We start from the raw sequence: 15,141 nt of genomic DNA on the forward strand, positions 1-15,141 counted from the left end.
CTTGTCAAGCGTTATTTGTTTCTCCTGTTTTTCAAAGCTTTTTCCCTGTTTTATATTCAATTTTCGATACGGCCGGCTCTTTTCCGGAACCTGCAGCACCTCCGAAATATTTTCTTCCCCTTTTAATGTTCCTTTAATTTTTCCCCTGTATGATAAAGCCATAAACAGCAAAGGAAGCAGACAGAATATCAGAATAAAGGCAGTCAGCTGTGACAAATGGCTGGCCGCCGGCCCTAGCTTTTAATAAAACACATTATCAAATATCAGGAGGTCTTATATGAAAAAATATACAGCAATCGCAGCATCCGCTCTCGTTTTAGGAAGTGTTCTCGTTCCATCCACCCTCTCAGCCCTGGCAGCACAGGTAGATGAGACTCAGGCCAGAGAGATTGCCCTTTCCCATGCCGGAGTTTCTCAGGATCAGGTGGCCTTTATTCAGTCCAAATTAGACAGTGAACAGGGACGGCAGGTCTATGAAGTAGAATTCTACACAAAGGATTACAGAGAATTTGATTACGACATCGAGGTTTCCTCAGGAACTGTCTTAAGCTTTGACTATGACTCTGAATATTACGATGCAAAAGCCGCCCAGAACGAAAACCGCTACCTGAACGGTTCCCTTGCCGCTCAGACAAACCCGGGACAGGTGAGTGTTGAGGATGCCAAGAAAAAGGCTCTGGAGCACGCCGGAATCGCGGCCGATCAGGCAACCTTTGTCAAAGCGGAAATCGACTACGACGACGGACGCCAGGTCTATGAGCTGGAATTTTACACAAACGATTCCAGAGAGTTCGACTATGAGATCGATACAGAAAACGGCAGTATCCTCAGCTATGACTTTGAGGCTGAATACTGGCAGAAGCCTGCGCAGGCATCCGTCTCTCAGAACAGCTCTGCCATCACAGAAGACCGCGCCAGGGAGATCGCCGCTTCTTTTGCGGGCTTAAATGTCTCCGACGTAACCTTCCGCAAAATCAAGCAGGATATGGACGACGGCCGTCTCTGCTATGAGGGAGAATTCATCCACGGCACAACCGAGTATGAGTTCGAGATCGATGCCAGCACAGGAAAAGTAACGGATTGGGACAGGGAAAGTATCTATGATTAATCCCCAGATTCCATGTTAAAATAAACCCAGTTAGCCTGAACCCGGGCCGGCGGAGTGTGTGATGCACAGTCCGCCGGCTTTTGCGCCTGCTGCACATCTGTCTCGTAAACTTCCCTGTTTCCCTCCTGTCTTTGTCCTGTCCTGTTCTCCAGGAATCATCTTTCCCGCAATCCCTGTGTGTTCCCTGTGTATTCATCAGTTGTAATTGGCAATAATATAAATTATAATGTAACAATAATGGAGGTATGAACATGAAAGCCAAACGACGATACTGCTGTTTTCTGCTTGTTTTTATTCTGTCCTTTCTGCTCACCGCCTGTTCCCGTCCGCCTGGCCAGGAAAACGGAGCAGCCGTTCAGACTGAATCTGCCGAGACAGCACATACCCAGGGCAGTGACTTAGCTTCCTCTGAAAACGGAATTTCCGGGGACAGTTCTGTGCCGTCCGCCGATCAGACCTCGGTTCAGGCGGCCTTTGATACTTTTACTGATGAGATTTTCAGGGAAGAGCTTGAGGGCTCCGGCATTACGCTTCACTATCTTTTAAGAGACCCGGAGGCGCTGGGCATCTCGGAAGAAAATCCCGAGCTGGGAAAATGCTCCCTGGAAGAGCTGAAACAGGTGTCTGCTGACATCCGTGAGCTGTCTGACAGACTGCATGAATTTGACCCGGCCCTTCTCACTGCAGACCAGCTTTTCACCTACCGCGTTCTCGACGATTACCTGGAGACGGAGAAAATGGCTGACGGGCTGGAGCTTTATAGCCGCCCTCTCTCCACCACCATCGGAACCCAGGCCCAGCTTCCCATTCTGTTTGCGGAGTATGCCTTTTATGACAGGAAGGATGTGGAGAATTATCTGACGCTCCTCTCACAGATTGACTCCTATTACAAAGAGATTGCGGAATTTGAACACGCGCGGGCAGACGCCGGTCTGGCCCCCTGTGACCTGGTTCTCGATCAGATTATCCGGTCCTGTAAGGATTATATGATCCGTCCGGAAAACAGCTTCCTGTGCGAAACCTTTGACAGCAAGCTGGACGATATCGAGGGCCTGTCAGCGGAGGAAAAGGCAGAGTACAGAGAACGCCACCTGACTGTCATGAAGGAGCATTTTATCCCGGCCTATCAGATGCTCTCCCAGGAGCTTGAATCCCTCAAAGGACGCGGTTCCAACGAAAACGGCCTGTGCGGCTACCCGGACGGGAAACGCTACTACGAGTACCTGGTAGCCTCTTCCACGGGAACAGAGTACACAGTGCCTGAGCTTAAGGAGCAGGTTCAGATACATATGAGCAGTGATCTGGCAGAGATTACCCTGCTTCTTGAAAATTACCCTGAGCTCTCCGTGACTTCCGCAAACTATTCCTTCTCCCAGACAGAGCCGACTGCAATTCTTGACGACCTGAGAAAGCAGTCTGAAAAAGATTTTCCTCCTCTGTCCGGCGCAGACTACACTGTCAAACAGGTTCCCAAGGCCCTTGAATCCTCCTTAAGCCCTGCTTTTTATCTGACGGCGCCCCTGGATTACTGGGAGCACAATGTCATCTATATTAACGGAGGCTCAGATCAGACATCTGCTGACTCTCTGTACACCACGCTGGCCCATGAAGGCTATCCAGGCCACCTGTACCAGACCGTATACGCCAACCAGAATATCAGGGAGCCTCTGCTTCACCTTCTGTCCTGCGGCGGTTACTCTGAAGGGTGGGGAACCTATGCGGAAATTTACTCCTATTCCTTCGACAACGGACTGGCCCCTGGCCTTGGCGATCTCCTGGCCCACAACCAGGCAGCGACTCTCGGCCTCTACGCTCTCTTAGACATCAATATCAATTATGAGGGCTGGACGAAGGAGCGAACCGGCAAGTTCCTGGAGGACCTGTACGGCATCACCGATCCGGCTGTTGTCCAGGAAATCTATTATGCTGTTGCGGACAACCCGGCCAACTATCTGCAGTATTACACCGGATATATGGAAATTACCCAGATGCGGGAAACGGCTGAGGAGACGCTGGGCAGCAAATACGATCCCGTACAGTTTCACAAGTTTATCCTCGACATGGGAGGCGCGCCGTTTCGGGTAATCAAACCATACTTTAAAACCTGGCTTCTGACCTTCGGCACCTGAGAATCTGCCACTTATTTATCATACAGGGCATTCTGAGCGCTTCCTTTATGGTAAAAGAGCCGGCAGCCTCCGGTCTGAATCTCCATGTTCAGCCGGAAGGCTGCCGGCCTTCCTTTTCTCTTGGTTTTTTCTTAACTTTTGTCCCTGTCTTTTATTTTTGTCTTTTATCTCTGTTCTTTTGTCTCTGTCTTATTTCCGCTAAAACCTCTGCTTCTCTGTCCGCCCGCAAACCCCGTCAATCCTTCTGCAGCGCTTCAGAGCTCTCTGCCCCCAGACTTTTTAAAAACCCCGGGCTGTCTTCCTGATCCTGACCGCCGTCTTCCTTCTTATAAATCTTTCCTATGACATAGGACGAGATACTCACGGTCAAAAGGGAGCATGCGATTTTTCCAAGGGGAATATAGGTGAGGGAAAGCATTAGAACCACAAAATCTGTGATGAAGTAGCACTGTTCCAGCTTCGCCTTTGTAACCCTGTTCAGTATAAGGGCCAGAGCGTCATCGCCTCCGGAAGCTCCTCCTGAACGCACCACAAGTCCTACACCGACTCCGACAAACAGACCGCCAAGTACGGCCGCAAATACCGGATGAGGGCTGAGATCGGGGAGCATGTATCCCATCTTCTCATGGAGTGAGTAGAAAAAGGCATAGCTGACTGAAGCCACAATTGCATTCTTTAAAAAGTTCCCTCCCAGAATCTTCCATCCGATCAGGTAGCACATGAAATCCATAACCGGACCGATAATGCTCGGTGAAATTCCAAACCAGTGCTGAATCAAAAGCTGCAGGCCCAGAACCCCTCCCTCGGTAATGCTCGCCTGGCTGTGAATATTGTAAAGGCCAAAAGAGAGGATTGCCGTTCCGAGCAGCAGACCTCCGTACCGGACAACCGCCTTTTTGGCCTCTGCTCTTTGCAGCATTTTCATAATAACAACTCCTTTATCTAAGTTTCTTTGTTTTCTTGACTATAATTAGTATAAAATATATAGTAAGTATAATGTCAATAGGCAAAATAATTTTTGCTTTAATGGTAACTGTCCACCTGTGCAAAGGCATAGACCGGCAGATTTCAGGAGGAAAATTGTATGCAGCACCGCTTTACTGCAGGAGAGCTGGCAAAGCTGTCAGGCCTTTCCAGGCAGGCTATTTTATTTTACGATAAGAAAGGAATCTTGAAACCCGATTATGTGAATCCAGAAAACGGCTACCGCTATTACACAGCAGATCAGCTGGATCTTCTGGACAATATTGCAATGCTCAAAGAGATAGGACTTTCCTTAGAGGAAATCCGTGAATTTATGGAACAGCGCACCAGGGACTACGCCCTGTCATTGATGCAGGAGCAGCTCATAAGCATCCGCCAGAAAATCCGCCGTCTCCAGACCATTGAAAAGCAGCTTGCCTGGAAGGTCAAAACGCTGCGCGATTTCTCTTCCAAGTCAGGCTCTGTCACCCTGGTCCATCACGACAAGACAGAATTTCTGGCAGGAGAGGCGGTGCGTTTTCCCAAGAAAAGGAAGGGGACGGATGAGGAGGATTTAATGGCTCAGAACATTGCCATCAAACAGCTGATGACAAAGGCGAAGAAAGAGCATTATCCCTATTTTTATCAGCAGGGCGCCATTATCCCCCTTGAAGAAATCCGGGCAGGCCACTGTCTGAGAGCCTCCCATATGTTTCTTCCCCTTGAGAAAAATTACTCGGGAGCCTTCTGCATTGCCAAGCCTCCGGGCCTGTACGCCCACTACTATTTTACAGGCAGGTATACAGACAGCGCAGGGGCCTACCGTTTCCTGCTTCCAGAGCTTTCGCGCATGGGGCTCACCCCCATATCCAGCGCCTATGAATACTGTATCCTGGACAGCCTGACCACCTCGGACAGCGAAGATTATGTCACCCTGATACAGTTTCTGGTAAAGCCCTGCAGGACTCTCCCATAACTTTCCCGTAAGACAACAGGGGAACAATCGGAACTAGTTCCGGAGAAGAGAACCAAAGAGGCCAAGAAAAACATTACATTTATTATTAAAAAGAAGCAGCATGGAAATGTGGGAAAATCCCCGCATTAATCATCAGAGTTCTGCACCCTCTCCCATCCCCCAAGGGAAGCCACCCCCTATCGCCGTTAACCCGCCACCTCAATTTTTAAAGCAAAATTGAGGCAGGAATAGGACGGACACAAAAGCAGTCCGTCGCCTTAATATTTTACAGGCAAAGCCTGTAAAATCAACTCAGAAATATAATAAAGACACAAAAATAGTATAAATTTAAGGATGCGTATTATGTAGAAACATAAAAAACGGAGATTACTTTATCTACATTAATTTATTAATATTTAGAATAAAACACGATAAAAAATTATCCCTCAGTTAGTATAAAGATAAAGTTCCATCCATCTTTTTTATTGTGTTGAAAATAGAATGTTTCTTAAATTATCGTTTAAAACAAAAATAAATCTATAATTTGTGTGAAGTCTATTTTATAATGTACGCCTCTGATTGATTCTAACATGTATAGGATAATTCAGAACATTTCTCGAAAATAGTCAATACAATTTTGATTTTAAAAGAAAAAAATGTATATATAAACATATATAAAAAATATATTAAAATAAAATCAAAAAATAATATAAAAAAGATTTACAAAGTATAATATATAATTGTATAATCTGTATAAAAAAGAAAGAGGGAGTCCAATGGGGAGATTTGGGAAAATGATTTTGAACATTTGGAATGATAATTTTTGTGTTTGTTCATAGACTTTTAAAGGAGGAGATTTATGAGTTTGAAAAATTATAGGCTCTTTAATGTAAAACGTATTGTTGCGTTAATGTTAGTAATAGTCTTTTCTTTTCAGTCAATGGTTATTAATACATATGCAGCTGTTCCTATTTCCAATGGAAAAGGGGCTATCTTATTGAATGATGATTTAGATAATATAGTTTATTTATATGAGAGTGATGGAGAAACATACAAAGCAGTAGAATCTATCAGTGACGATTTCTCGCAAGTATCAACCAAAATATATAAAGAGGTTAACGGAGAATATGAATTAGAAGAATCATTTGTAACCTACATAACGAATTTAGGAGAGGGACGTTATGAAGTAAAAAAAGTAAGTCCTAGTGGAATTACAAGAGATATTGTTGAGTTGGCTCCAACGGCAGAGGAAGCGTATATTAGTGGTATCATGACAAGAGGTGCATGGGAGTATGTTGACACTAATACGGGTTCTACCCATTTTGAAGTTTTTACAGCTGGTGCAGTTACTGCGTTATTGCTTAATGTAGTGACAGCAGGAATGGGAACAGCTGCTTCTGCTATAGTATCGGGGCTTGTAGGGCTGATTGTATCAGAAGAGATTCCCATTTTATATTATGAAAGAACAGTTCATTATTATAGAGAAGATGATGGGATGGTTACTCAGGTAAAAGTTGTAACAGATTTTTATTATGATTCTGATCGTACTGCATATTGTGATACTACAACAGTAATATATGAAGGAAAGTTTCCATGGTAAATATTGGAAGAAAGGACTTTGAATTTGAAAAGAATTATAATAAAGTTATTTTCGGTTTTAATGATATATGGTGGTATATATATTATTTGGAAATATTTGTTACAAAGAAATGTAAATGATAGCTTTTTATTAGGATTTTTAATAGTTACCATATGTATTGTATACTATCGTGAAAAAGAGCTAAATAACAAAGAAAATAATTGTAAAAGATAATTACTCTCCGTTTTGGCAGGTTTAGCTGTTTACTACATTTGCAAATGATTGGACAGAGATAAATAGGCGGTAGTCCAACTTAGGACATAAGCCACCCTGCCACAACAGAATAGAAGGGGCTATCTATTTCCGACAGCCCCTTTCTAGTCTGTTATTCTGTTTCCTGGCTGGAACTTAAGCCCGCTTCTTATTCAGCAGCTGCTGTTTCCTCCGAAGCCTCAGATGCCGGTCCTCCATTTGCCTCAGTCTCATCTGCACCTGTGTCCTCACTGGAAGCTGCTGCTGCCTGGGCATTCTCTCCGCTCATATTTTTGTAGGAGCGGTTGAACTCAAAGCTGCCTGGGCCGACACTCTCGCCGTTTACGGACAGATTCAGCGTCTGAGCCTCATAGTTTTGGATGAACGTGTTTGCTACGGCTGTCTGCTCCAGCACATCCTCCTGGTTTGGCATACCGCTGAGATCCACTGTAATCACATCTCCGTCCTGGGAGAAGTTTAACACCTTTGTCCCCTCTTCGAGAATTCCGTACTCTGCCATCTTGTCAGCCAGAAGCTGGGCGTCCACTGTCTCCTCTTCATCGGAATCGATGGCATCCATCTTCTGCTCAAGACCTGTCCCATCCTCCTTGATGGTGAATATGCTGACCTGAGCCATGGGTGCTGCATCTGCGTCAGGGAGCTTCTCTACAACCTCTCTCTCTGTCTGCTCGATGGAAGCCTCCACCGTCTGTCCTCCTGCCTGGGCATCTGTCTGGCTGGATACATCTGTCGGGGAGCAGGCTGCCAGAGAAACAGACATCACGACTCCCATAAAACCAAGCATCATTTTTTTCATAATTGCATTTCCTCCTCATCTGATTATTCTTTGTCAGCACCCCGGCCAAACCCCCAAGGCACGGCAAAGTTTTTCCAATCCGCAGGCAGCTTCCATTTCTCTTCAGATCGGCTGTCATGCGGGTCTTTTTTTCAGTTCTCTGTTCTTCAGACAGTAAACTCTCTGAACCATTTGTTCAGCTTCGTGAGAGCCCGGTAAAGGATCTGGAGCTCCTCGCCGGACAGCTCTTCTTTTATACTGTCAATCATCCTTCTGTGAAATTCTGCATGGTGCTCAAAGGCTCTGCGCCCTTTATCCGACAGGGAGATATAGACCACCCTCCTGTCCTCTTTTCCTCTGGTGCGCTCCACGTAGCCTTTCTTCACAAGGCTGTTCATGGCAATCGTGAGTGTCCCCACTGTGACCGAAAGTTCCCTGGCAATCGCGGACATGTTTTTAGGTACCCCGATTCCTATCGCTTCAATTACGTGCATGTCATTGCTTGTGATATCCCGGAATTCCGGCGTTATAATGGCCTTCTGCTCAATATCCATAATATCGCGGAACAGCCTTACCAGTACCTCATTGAATGTATCGTAATTGTCCACAGTGTTCCCCTCATCTGACCAAAACAAAATTTCCCCACTGATTATACAATAAACAATCCATCCCGGCAACTGTTAGCAGTCAACAAAATTCTTACAACTTTTGTACCTGAAGTCCTCGCAGCCTTTGCTGGCAAAGGCTGTCCTGAGCCTCCCGGCCCGCCTCCTTCGCCCTGGCTTTCCTTCTTTTTTCTCAGACAATAGCTCCCGCTATGACCACGCTGGCTGCAATTCCCGCAGCCGTGGAAATCAGAGCTCCGGCCAGGGTCCATCTTGTCTTTGTCACCTTCACTGCCATAAAATACACACTCATGGTATAGAACACGGTCTCTGTACAGCTCTCCATAATAGAAACTGTCATTCCCAACAGAGAATCCGGTCCGTATGTCCTGAAAATATCGAGAAGAAACCCGGTGGCCGCTGAACTGGACACGAGGCGTACCAGGATTACGGGGACTATTTCTCCAGGAATTCGGAGAAATCCTGCTGGAGCTTTCAATATTTCTGAAAGAAACTCCAGGAATCCAGATGCTCTCAGGACACCCACAGCTGTCATAAGGCCGATCAGGGTGGGCAGTATTCCGGCAACCGTCCTCATCCCCTCCTTTGCCCCTCTCGTGAAGTCGTCAAACACAGGGCGCCTGGAAATGAGTCCAAAGCCGATTATGTAAAACAGAATCACCGGTACCAGAAAGTCTGACAGGTAAAGAACTGCCTTCATGGCTAATCCCCGCTCTATTGCCCTTTCTGTCATTCTATGCCAGAAGGTACCGGTAAATTCCTAGTTTCATGATTTATGAAAAGGGTGATTTCCTTTTCATGTTAAGTATTATACGGGGAGTTTGTGTCCTGACTGTGAATTACTCCTTGCAAAATCAGGAAATTTTTATAAACTGTCTTTCTAAAATCTAAACCGTTCTGATCCTGATTTATGAAGCGCCACAGTCCAGGGAGGCCTTTTTTCAGACTGTCTGCCGCCTGTCTCAGACCCGGCAATAATTTTCCATACGTTTCTTGATATTCTATGATATAATGAGCGCAAGCGAGCCTGTGGGAGCTTGCTCACACGAGACGAGCGGCGAATGACGATCACAGGCTGTGCCTGTGATATAATGACCGCAGGGCGGGCATTATATCTGCGCATTCCGGTTTCAGCATTCACTGCTGAAAGCCGGGCGCTGAATTCCGCCGGAGGCTGCCATATCCGAAGGATATGGTATAACAAAAGCATTCAGAAAAATTAATTTCAGGAGGAAAATCCATGAGCGTACTTTTTATTGAATATCCGAAATGCACTACCTGTCAGAAAGCTAAGAAATGGCTGGATGACGCCGGCGTTTCCTATGAGGATCGCCATATCAAGGAAAACAACCCGACAGCAGAGGAGCTCAGAAAATGGCATAAGATAAGCGGCCTCCCCCTCAAAAAGTTCTTCAATACCAGCGGCCTTCTCTACAAGTCCATGGCGTTAAAGGACAAGCTCCCTTCCATGAGTGAGGATGAGCAGTATGAGCTGCTCGCCACCGATGGAATGCTCGTAAAACGCCCTCTGATTATATCCGAAGACTTTGTGCTCGTCGGCTTTAAAGAGGCTGAGTGGGAGGCCAGGCTTAAATAGCCTGAAAGAAAAAGCGCAGAAGCAAGGGCCTACAGACCAAGGCCCTTGCTCACATTCACCACAAAATCCTGCACATTCGTTACAATACTCTTTGCGGAAAGGCTGCCCCGATCGCCCAGCTTGTTGACGGCGAACTCGGAAACATCCACGCTGTAAAAATATACCTGACGCACGGTTCCGTCGGCCAGCACGCGGAAGGACGGGGTCATATTTCCCGTGGCGATGGAGTGCAGGGTGGTAGCCATACAGATCACAGTAGTGGCCTTTTTTACGCACTCTCTCATGGCCGACTGTCCCTCGTACACGTCTGCATAGACCTCCGGGAGAGGCCCGTCATCGCGGATGGAACCTGTCAGCACAAAAGGCACTCCCTTTTTCACACAGCTGTAGATAATCCCGTTGTCAATGTGCTCCTTCTCGATAAACTCCGGGATCGAGCCGTGGAAGCGCACCCTGTTGATTGTATCAATGTGATTGTAATGGCCCCCTGCAAAGCTCTCCTGGGTATATATATCCTGTCCCAGAGCAGTCTTTAAATAGGCCCCCTCCAGATCATGGGTTGCCAGGGCATTTCCCGCAAGCAGAGCGTCCACATATCCGTTCATAACCAGCTTGGAGAAAGCCTCCCTGGAATCGGAGTCAAAGGCACAGGCAGGCCCCATCACCCAGACCACATATCCGTTTTCCCGCTCATGCTTTAAGAGCTCATAAATCTGGTCGTAATCCTTGGAGAATGCCGTCTCCCTGGAACGTCCCTGGCGGAAGGCAAATGCCTCCCCGCTTCCTGCAGAAGGCTCATCAAAGCCATGGGTCCACACAAAGATTCCCTCCTGGGCATCCTCCGTTCTCCCGACGATGACAAGGTCCCCCTTCTTCAGGGTCCTGAACTCCCTCACAGAGATCTCCCCGTTCTCATAGACAGCCACACAGTCCATCCGGCTCTCCTTTGCCAGAAGCCACTGGCCTCCAACCTTGAAATACTCCGGAAAAATCGTAGTAGCATGATAATTCTCCGGTGCCACCTTGTCCTTCGGCGCCGGTGCCATCAGAGCGTCCGGAGCCTTCACAAACTTCTCCTCGGTAAAATCGGGTGCCGTGTACTTTTTCAGTTCAAATGCCATAGTAAAATCCCCTCTCTTATTCGTTCTTTCATGCCGCTTTACCATACCGTCTTTCATGCTTCTGAAGCCTGTCTGACTGGTGCCTTTCTGGTTTTGTCCTCTTTCAGACACCTTTTTCCTCGGCTTTTAAAGCCCCTCATATCTGTCTATTATAGCTTATTTTCCGCTGTTTCGGTACCCCGAAGAAGAAATTTCCGGCACACTTTACCTCTCTTTTTTCCCTCTCCGGTTCATGACTGTGCAGAACAGCACAGCTGCAAGTGTGCTCACCCCCGTAGCCAGAAGTGCAGGGCCCGTGACAGCAGCCGGATTTGCAGAGCCGTACTGTGCCCGGTAGGCAATCATATTGATGGGGATGAGCTGAAGGGAGGAGATATTGATAATCAGGAAGGTACACATCTCATTGCTGGCCGTTCCCCTTAAAACGGGATGGCAGTCTTTTTCCAGTCGCCTCTCCCTCCTCTCCTCCTCCAGCTGTTCAAGTTCCCCCATGGCCTTCAGGCCGGCCGGTGTCGCCGCCCATCCCAGGCCCAGCATGTTGGCAATCATATTGGCGGAGATAGATTCCAGAGCAGGATGGCCCTTTGGAATCTTCGGGAACAGAAAGCGCAGAACCGGATACATTTTCCCTGCCAGGGCCTCGATCAGACCTGCCTTCTGGCCGATTTCCAGAATTCCTGTCCAGAAGGACATGACGCCGAGCATGGTAATTCCCAGGGTTACCGCCTCCCCCGCTGCCTCCAGCGCACCATTTGTGACCTCCGGGAGCCTTCCGTGAAGTGCTCCCCACAAAATTCCCACAGCCATCATCACAGCCCAGACGTAATTCAGCAAAAAAATCCCACCCTTCTGGCAAACTGTATGCCAGAAGAGCGGGATTTATGCCCTTTTTCCATTCCGTCTTCTCGATCCTTACTCTCCGAAGCAGAGCTCCCTCATCACGTCTGGGACTTTCTCGATTCGCTCAGCCCGGTATGCATTGCTTCCGCAGAACAGGAGAGCATGCTCCTCATCTCCCTGGGCCGCATTGATCAGCGCCTGGGTAATGCAGTACGGGGTAGTGGCCGGATCGCAGTGTTCCAGGCAGCGGAAGCACCTGGTGACCTTCTCCCCCTCGGTCATCATCTTTCTGAGAAACGGATTCATGATAGCCCTTCCCGGCATTCCCACCGGGCTTTTGGTGATCACAATATCCTCTTCCTTTGCGCCTATATATGCCTGCTTGTAGACAAGAGGCGCGTCGCACTCCTCTGTAGTCACAAACCTGGTTCCCACCTGGACGCCGTCGGCTCCCAGATCCTCGATGCAGTGGCGCACATCCTCGTGAGTGTACACACCTCCGGCAGCCACTACCGGGATCTCCTTCCCATACTTGTCAGCGTACTGCTTTACCAGGGCGATAATGCCCTTCACCTCTTCCTCGTACTCCGCTTTATGGTAGGTTTTCGATACCTCCTCCGTGTCCGCCTCAAGCTCTGCCAGCTGCTCCCTGGAAAAGCCCAGATGACCGCCTGCCAGAGGTCCCTCAACCACTACCAGATCCGGAGCCGTCTTATAGTTTCTGTCCCACATCTTGCAGATAACCTTGGCAGCCTTGACCGTGGACACGATCGGTGCAATTTTAGTGGCGCTTCCCTTCACATATTCAGGCAGATCCACAGGAAGACCGGCCCCCGAAACAATGAGATCCGCGCCGATTTTCACGGCAGCCTTCACGTACTCAACATAATTCTTGGTGGCAACCATGATATTAAAGCCGATGATGCCTTCAGGGGCAATAGATCTGGCCTTTTTAAATTCGCTCTCCATGGCCCTCAGATTTGCCTCCTGGGCATTGCGGTAAAAATCCGGCTCCCGAAAGCCGATCTGTGCGGTTGAGATAAGGCCGATTCCCCCCTCCTTCGCCACAGCTCCTGCCAGGGATGAAAGGCTGATTCCAACCCCCATGCCCCCCTGAATAACAGGGAGCTTAGCCGTCAGATTCCCTATTTTCAGCGGTTTAAATCTATCCATCCTCGTTCTCCTAATATTTATTTCTGGTTCTCTAAAACGCGCGGAACCTGTCATATCTCTGGCTGACTGCTTCCGCCCGCGTCATATCCCTGAAACGCAGGAAAAATTCCTCCAGCTTCCAGTCCAGCTCACGGCAGATTTCTTCTTTGTTGGCCTTGGTAGCAGGCTCAGGCTCAGGGATAATGCACTCAATCAGTCCCAGCTCATAAAGATCCTTTGCCGTCATCTTCATGACCTTGGCTGCTTCGCTGGCCTTCTTTCCATCCTTCCAGAGAATTGCCGCAAAGCCCTCAGGTGAGAGTACTGAGTAAACAGCATTCTCCATCATCCAGACCTCATTTCCCACAGCCATGGCAAGGGCTCCGCCGCTTCCCCCCTCGCCTATGACGATGGCAAGTACCGGCACAGTCAGATTGGAAGCCTCAAACAGGTTTCTGGCGATCGCCTCGCCCTGGCCCCTCTCCTCGGCCTCGATTCCCGGAAAAGCTCCCGGGGTATCCACAAAGCAGATAATCGGGCGGCCGAACTTCTCAGCCTGCTTCATCAGGCGCAGGGCCTTCCTGTAGCCCTCGGGATTCGGCATTCCGAAATTCCTCTTCAAGTTCTCCTTTGTGCTCTTCCCCTTCTCCTGGGCAATTACCGTCACCGGCATTCCGTGCCAGGTGGCAATTCCGCCGATAATCGCGCCGTCGTCTCCGAAATAGCGGTCTCCGTGAAGCTCAATGAAACCGTCAAACAGCTCTTCGATGTAATCACTGGCAATCAGCCTGTCCTCGCTTCTCGATATAAGCACCGTATCCCATGCGCTTAACTGGCGGTTTGCAATCTCCTGCAGCTCCTTTTCCGGCGTGCGCTTAATCACTGCGCTCTTTCTGTCAAAGGATTTCTCAAGGGCAGCTAAAATCTCCTCCTCCGACAGGCCTCTGGTTTCCTTCTCTCCCTCTGCCAAGCCCTGGATCTTCACTGCGCCGCCGCCTTCCTGAGCTTTTCCTGACTCCTGCTTTCTCCGGCCCTCTCCCTTATAATTCCACTCATTTCTGTTGGCATGGATCCGGAGGATGGAGGAAAGGGTATCCTTCATCTCAGGACGCTCCACGATCAGATCCACAAAGCCGTGCTCCAGCTGGAATTCCGCCCTCTGGAAGCCCTCCGGCAGCTTCTGCCTGATTGTCTGTTCAATTACCCGCTGTCCCGCAAATCCGATAAGCGCCTTCGGTTCAGCTATATTGATGTCGCCCAGCATGGCAAAGCTGGCTGTCACACCGCCTGTCGTCGGCTCTGTGAGCACGCTGATGTAGAGAAGGCCGGCGTCACTGTGGCGTTTTAATGCCGCAGAAGTCTTTTCCATCTGCATCAGGGACACAAGCCCCTCCTGCATCCTGGCGCCGCCTGAGCAGGCGAAAATAATCACCGGAAGCCGGAGAGCCGTAGCCCTCTCCACAGCCCTGGCAATCTTCTCTCCCACATTGTGGCTCATGCTGCTCATAATAAAGCGGGAATCGCAGACGGCGATCACTGTTTTCTGGCCGTGGATGGTCCCCCGTCCTGTGACGACCGCCTCGTTCAGGTTCGTCTTTTCCCTGACAGCCTGGACCTTCTTCTCATATCCCGGGAAATTTAAGGGGTTTACAAACTCCATCTCCCTGTCCCACTCCTCGAAGGAACCGCTGTCTAACGTCATCTCGATTCTTCTGTAGGCATGGACGCGGAAGTAGCCGTCACACTTGGGGCAGATGTAGAAATTGTTCTTCACATCCTCCGTGTAGATAGGCCGGCCGCACTTGTTGCATTTGCGCCAGAGTCCCTGGGGAATATTCGGCTGCCCCTCGTAGACAGCCTCCTCCTTCTCCTCAGGAGCCTTTTTGTATTTCGTATCTATCAAGGTATATGTCTTTTTAAACATATTTTTCAGCATATAACACTCTCCCTTTCCCCGGATATTCCCTCTCAGACTGCCGATACCTGACCTGTCCGCCCAGACTGATGCCAGAGGTCTAAGACA

14 protein-coding genes are annotated in these 15,141 nt (G+C 48.7%); 6 read left to right on the forward strand and 8 right to left on the reverse strand.

Annotated features, from left to right (window positions below; all coding sequences use genetic code 11):
* The first annotated feature begins 277 nt into the window (after positions 1–277).
* Both LK436_RS00740 and LK436_RS00745 read left to right on the forward strand, forming a co-directional pair.
* Complete coding sequence (locus tag LK436_RS00740) at positions 278–1,108, forward strand: PepSY domain-containing protein (RefSeq protein WP_008397769.1); 831 nt, start codon at positions 278–280, stop codon at positions 1,106–1,108.
* Positions 1,109–1,359: 251 nt separating this feature from the next.
* Positions 1,360–3,237: a DUF885 domain-containing protein gene (locus tag LK436_RS00745; RefSeq protein WP_044931299.1), complete on the forward strand. Its 1,878-nt coding sequence runs from the start codon at positions 1,360–1,362 to the stop codon at positions 3,235–3,237.
* A gap of 235 nt (positions 3,238–3,472) precedes the next feature.
* On the opposite strand, the gene LK436_RS00750 is transcribed toward LK436_RS00745, so the two are convergent.
* On the reverse strand, positions 3,473–4,162 hold the full coding sequence (locus LK436_RS00750) for a YitT family protein (protein WP_008397764.1): 690 nt from the start codon (positions 4,160–4,162) through the stop codon (positions 3,473–3,475).
* A 159-nt stretch (positions 4,163–4,321) separates the two neighbouring features.
* Between LK436_RS00750 and LK436_RS00755 the strand changes: the two genes are divergently transcribed.
* From LK436_RS00755 to LK436_RS18345, 3 genes are all read left to right on the forward strand, one after another.
* Positions 4,322–5,176, forward strand: coding sequence for a MerR family transcriptional regulator (locus LK436_RS00755; protein WP_008397763.1), 855 nt, complete (start codon positions 4,322–4,324; stop codon positions 5,174–5,176).
* Between the two features lie 838 nt (positions 5,177–6,014).
* Positions 6,015–6,755, forward strand: a complete 741-nt coding sequence (locus LK436_RS00760; RefSeq protein WP_008397762.1) for a hypothetical protein — start codon at positions 6,015–6,017, stop codon at positions 6,753–6,755.
* Positions 6,749–6,874, forward strand: coding sequence for a hypothetical protein (locus LK436_RS18345; RefSeq protein ID WP_008397761.1), 126 nt, complete (start codon positions 6,749–6,751; stop codon positions 6,872–6,874). The genes LK436_RS00760 and LK436_RS18345 overlap by 7 nt, the downstream gene beginning before the upstream one ends.
* Before the next feature lie 281 nt (positions 6,875–7,155).
* On the opposite strand, the gene LK436_RS00765 is transcribed toward LK436_RS18345, so the two are convergent.
* The 3 genes from LK436_RS00765 to LK436_RS00775 form a co-directional block, all read right to left on the reverse strand.
* Entirely contained in the window at positions 7,156–7,803 is a 648-nt protein-coding gene (locus LK436_RS00765; RefSeq protein WP_008397760.1) for a GerMN domain-containing protein, read from the reverse strand.
* Positions 7,804–7,949: 146 nt separating this feature from the next.
* Positions 7,950–8,390, reverse strand: coding sequence for a MarR family winged helix-turn-helix transcriptional regulator (locus tag LK436_RS00770; protein WP_021966254.1), 441 nt, complete (start codon positions 8,388–8,390; stop codon positions 7,950–7,952).
* 190 nt (positions 8,391–8,580) lie between these two features.
* Entirely contained in the window at positions 8,581–9,108 is a 528-nt protein-coding gene (locus LK436_RS00775; protein ID WP_015572875.1) for a spore maturation protein, read from the reverse strand.
* Between the two features lie 540 nt (positions 9,109–9,648).
* On the opposite strand from LK436_RS00775, the gene LK436_RS00780 reads away from it, so the two are divergent.
* Positions 9,649–10,005, forward strand: a complete 357-nt coding sequence (locus LK436_RS00780; RefSeq protein ID WP_008397754.1) for an arsenate reductase family protein — start codon at positions 9,649–9,651, stop codon at positions 10,003–10,005.
* Positions 10,006–10,034: 29 nt separating this feature from the next.
* On the opposite strand, the gene LK436_RS00785 is transcribed toward LK436_RS00780, so the two are convergent.
* From LK436_RS00785 to LK436_RS00800, 4 genes are all read right to left on the reverse strand, one after another.
* Positions 10,035–11,126: a TIGR00300 family protein gene (locus tag LK436_RS00785; protein ID WP_021966255.1), complete on the reverse strand. Its 1,092-nt coding sequence runs from the start codon at positions 11,124–11,126 to the stop codon at positions 10,035–10,037.
* A 204-nt stretch (positions 11,127–11,330) separates the two neighbouring features.
* Positions 11,331–11,960, reverse strand: coding sequence for a hypothetical protein (locus LK436_RS00790; RefSeq protein WP_021966256.1), 630 nt, complete (start codon positions 11,958–11,960; stop codon positions 11,331–11,333).
* 78 nt (positions 11,961–12,038) lie between these two features.
* On the reverse strand, positions 12,039–13,139 hold the full coding sequence (locus LK436_RS00795) for an NAD(P)H-dependent flavin oxidoreductase (RefSeq protein WP_008397749.1): 1,101 nt from the start codon (positions 13,137–13,139) through the stop codon (positions 12,039–12,041).
* Positions 13,140–13,170: 31 nt separating this feature from the next.
* The gene (locus LK436_RS00800) at positions 13,171–15,054 is read right to left on the reverse strand and encodes an acetyl-CoA carboxylase carboxyl transferase subunit (protein WP_008397748.1); all 1,884 of its coding nucleotides are present in this window, start codon (positions 15,052–15,054) and stop codon (positions 13,171–13,173) included.
* Between the last annotated feature and the right edge of the window lie 87 nt (positions 15,055–15,141).

Origin of the sequence: Clostridium sp. M62/1, from assembly GCF_020736365.1 — a bacterium.
Taxonomy (GTDB): domain Bacteria; phylum Bacillota; class Clostridia; order Lachnospirales; family Lachnospiraceae; genus Otoolea; species Otoolea saccharolyticum_A.

Bases quoted from the DNA above. Each gene is read 5' to 3' on its own strand.
- LK436_RS00740 (WP_008397769.1), top strand. From the start codon at position 278: ATGAAAAAATATACAGCAATCGCAGCATCCGCTCTCGTTTTAGGAAGT.
- LK436_RS00745 (WP_044931299.1), top strand. From the start codon at position 1,360: ATGAAAGCCAAACGACGATACTGCTGTTTTCTGCTTGTTTTTATTCTG.
- LK436_RS00750 (WP_008397764.1), bottom strand. From the start codon at position 4,162: ATGAAAATGCTGCAAAGAGCAGAGGCCAAAAAGGCGGTTGTCCGGTAC.
- LK436_RS00755 (WP_008397763.1), top strand. From the start codon at position 4,322: ATGCAGCACCGCTTTACTGCAGGAGAGCTGGCAAAGCTGTCAGGCCTT.
- LK436_RS00760 (WP_008397762.1), top strand. From the start codon at position 6,015: ATGAGTTTGAAAAATTATAGGCTCTTTAATGTAAAACGTATTGTTGCG.
- LK436_RS18345 (WP_008397761.1), top strand. From the start codon at position 6,749: ATGGTAAATATTGGAAGAAAGGACTTTGAATTTGAAAAGAATTATAAT.
- LK436_RS00765 (WP_008397760.1), bottom strand. From the start codon at position 7,803: ATGAAAAAAATGATGCTTGGTTTTATGGGAGTCGTGATGTCTGTTTCT.
- LK436_RS00775 (WP_015572875.1), bottom strand. From the start codon at position 9,108: ATGAAGGCAGTTCTTTACCTGTCAGACTTTCTGGTACCGGTGATTCTG.
- LK436_RS00780 (WP_008397754.1), top strand. From the start codon at position 9,649: ATGAGCGTACTTTTTATTGAATATCCGAAATGCACTACCTGTCAGAAA.
- LK436_RS00785 (WP_021966255.1), bottom strand. From the start codon at position 11,126: ATGGCATTTGAACTGAAAAAGTACACGGCACCCGATTTTACCGAGGAG.
- LK436_RS00795 (WP_008397749.1), bottom strand. From the start codon at position 13,139: ATGGATAGATTTAAACCGCTGAAAATAGGGAATCTGACGGCTAAGCTC.
- LK436_RS00800 (WP_008397748.1), bottom strand. From the start codon at position 15,054: ATGCTGAAAAATATGTTTAAAAAGACATATACCTTGATAGATACGAAA.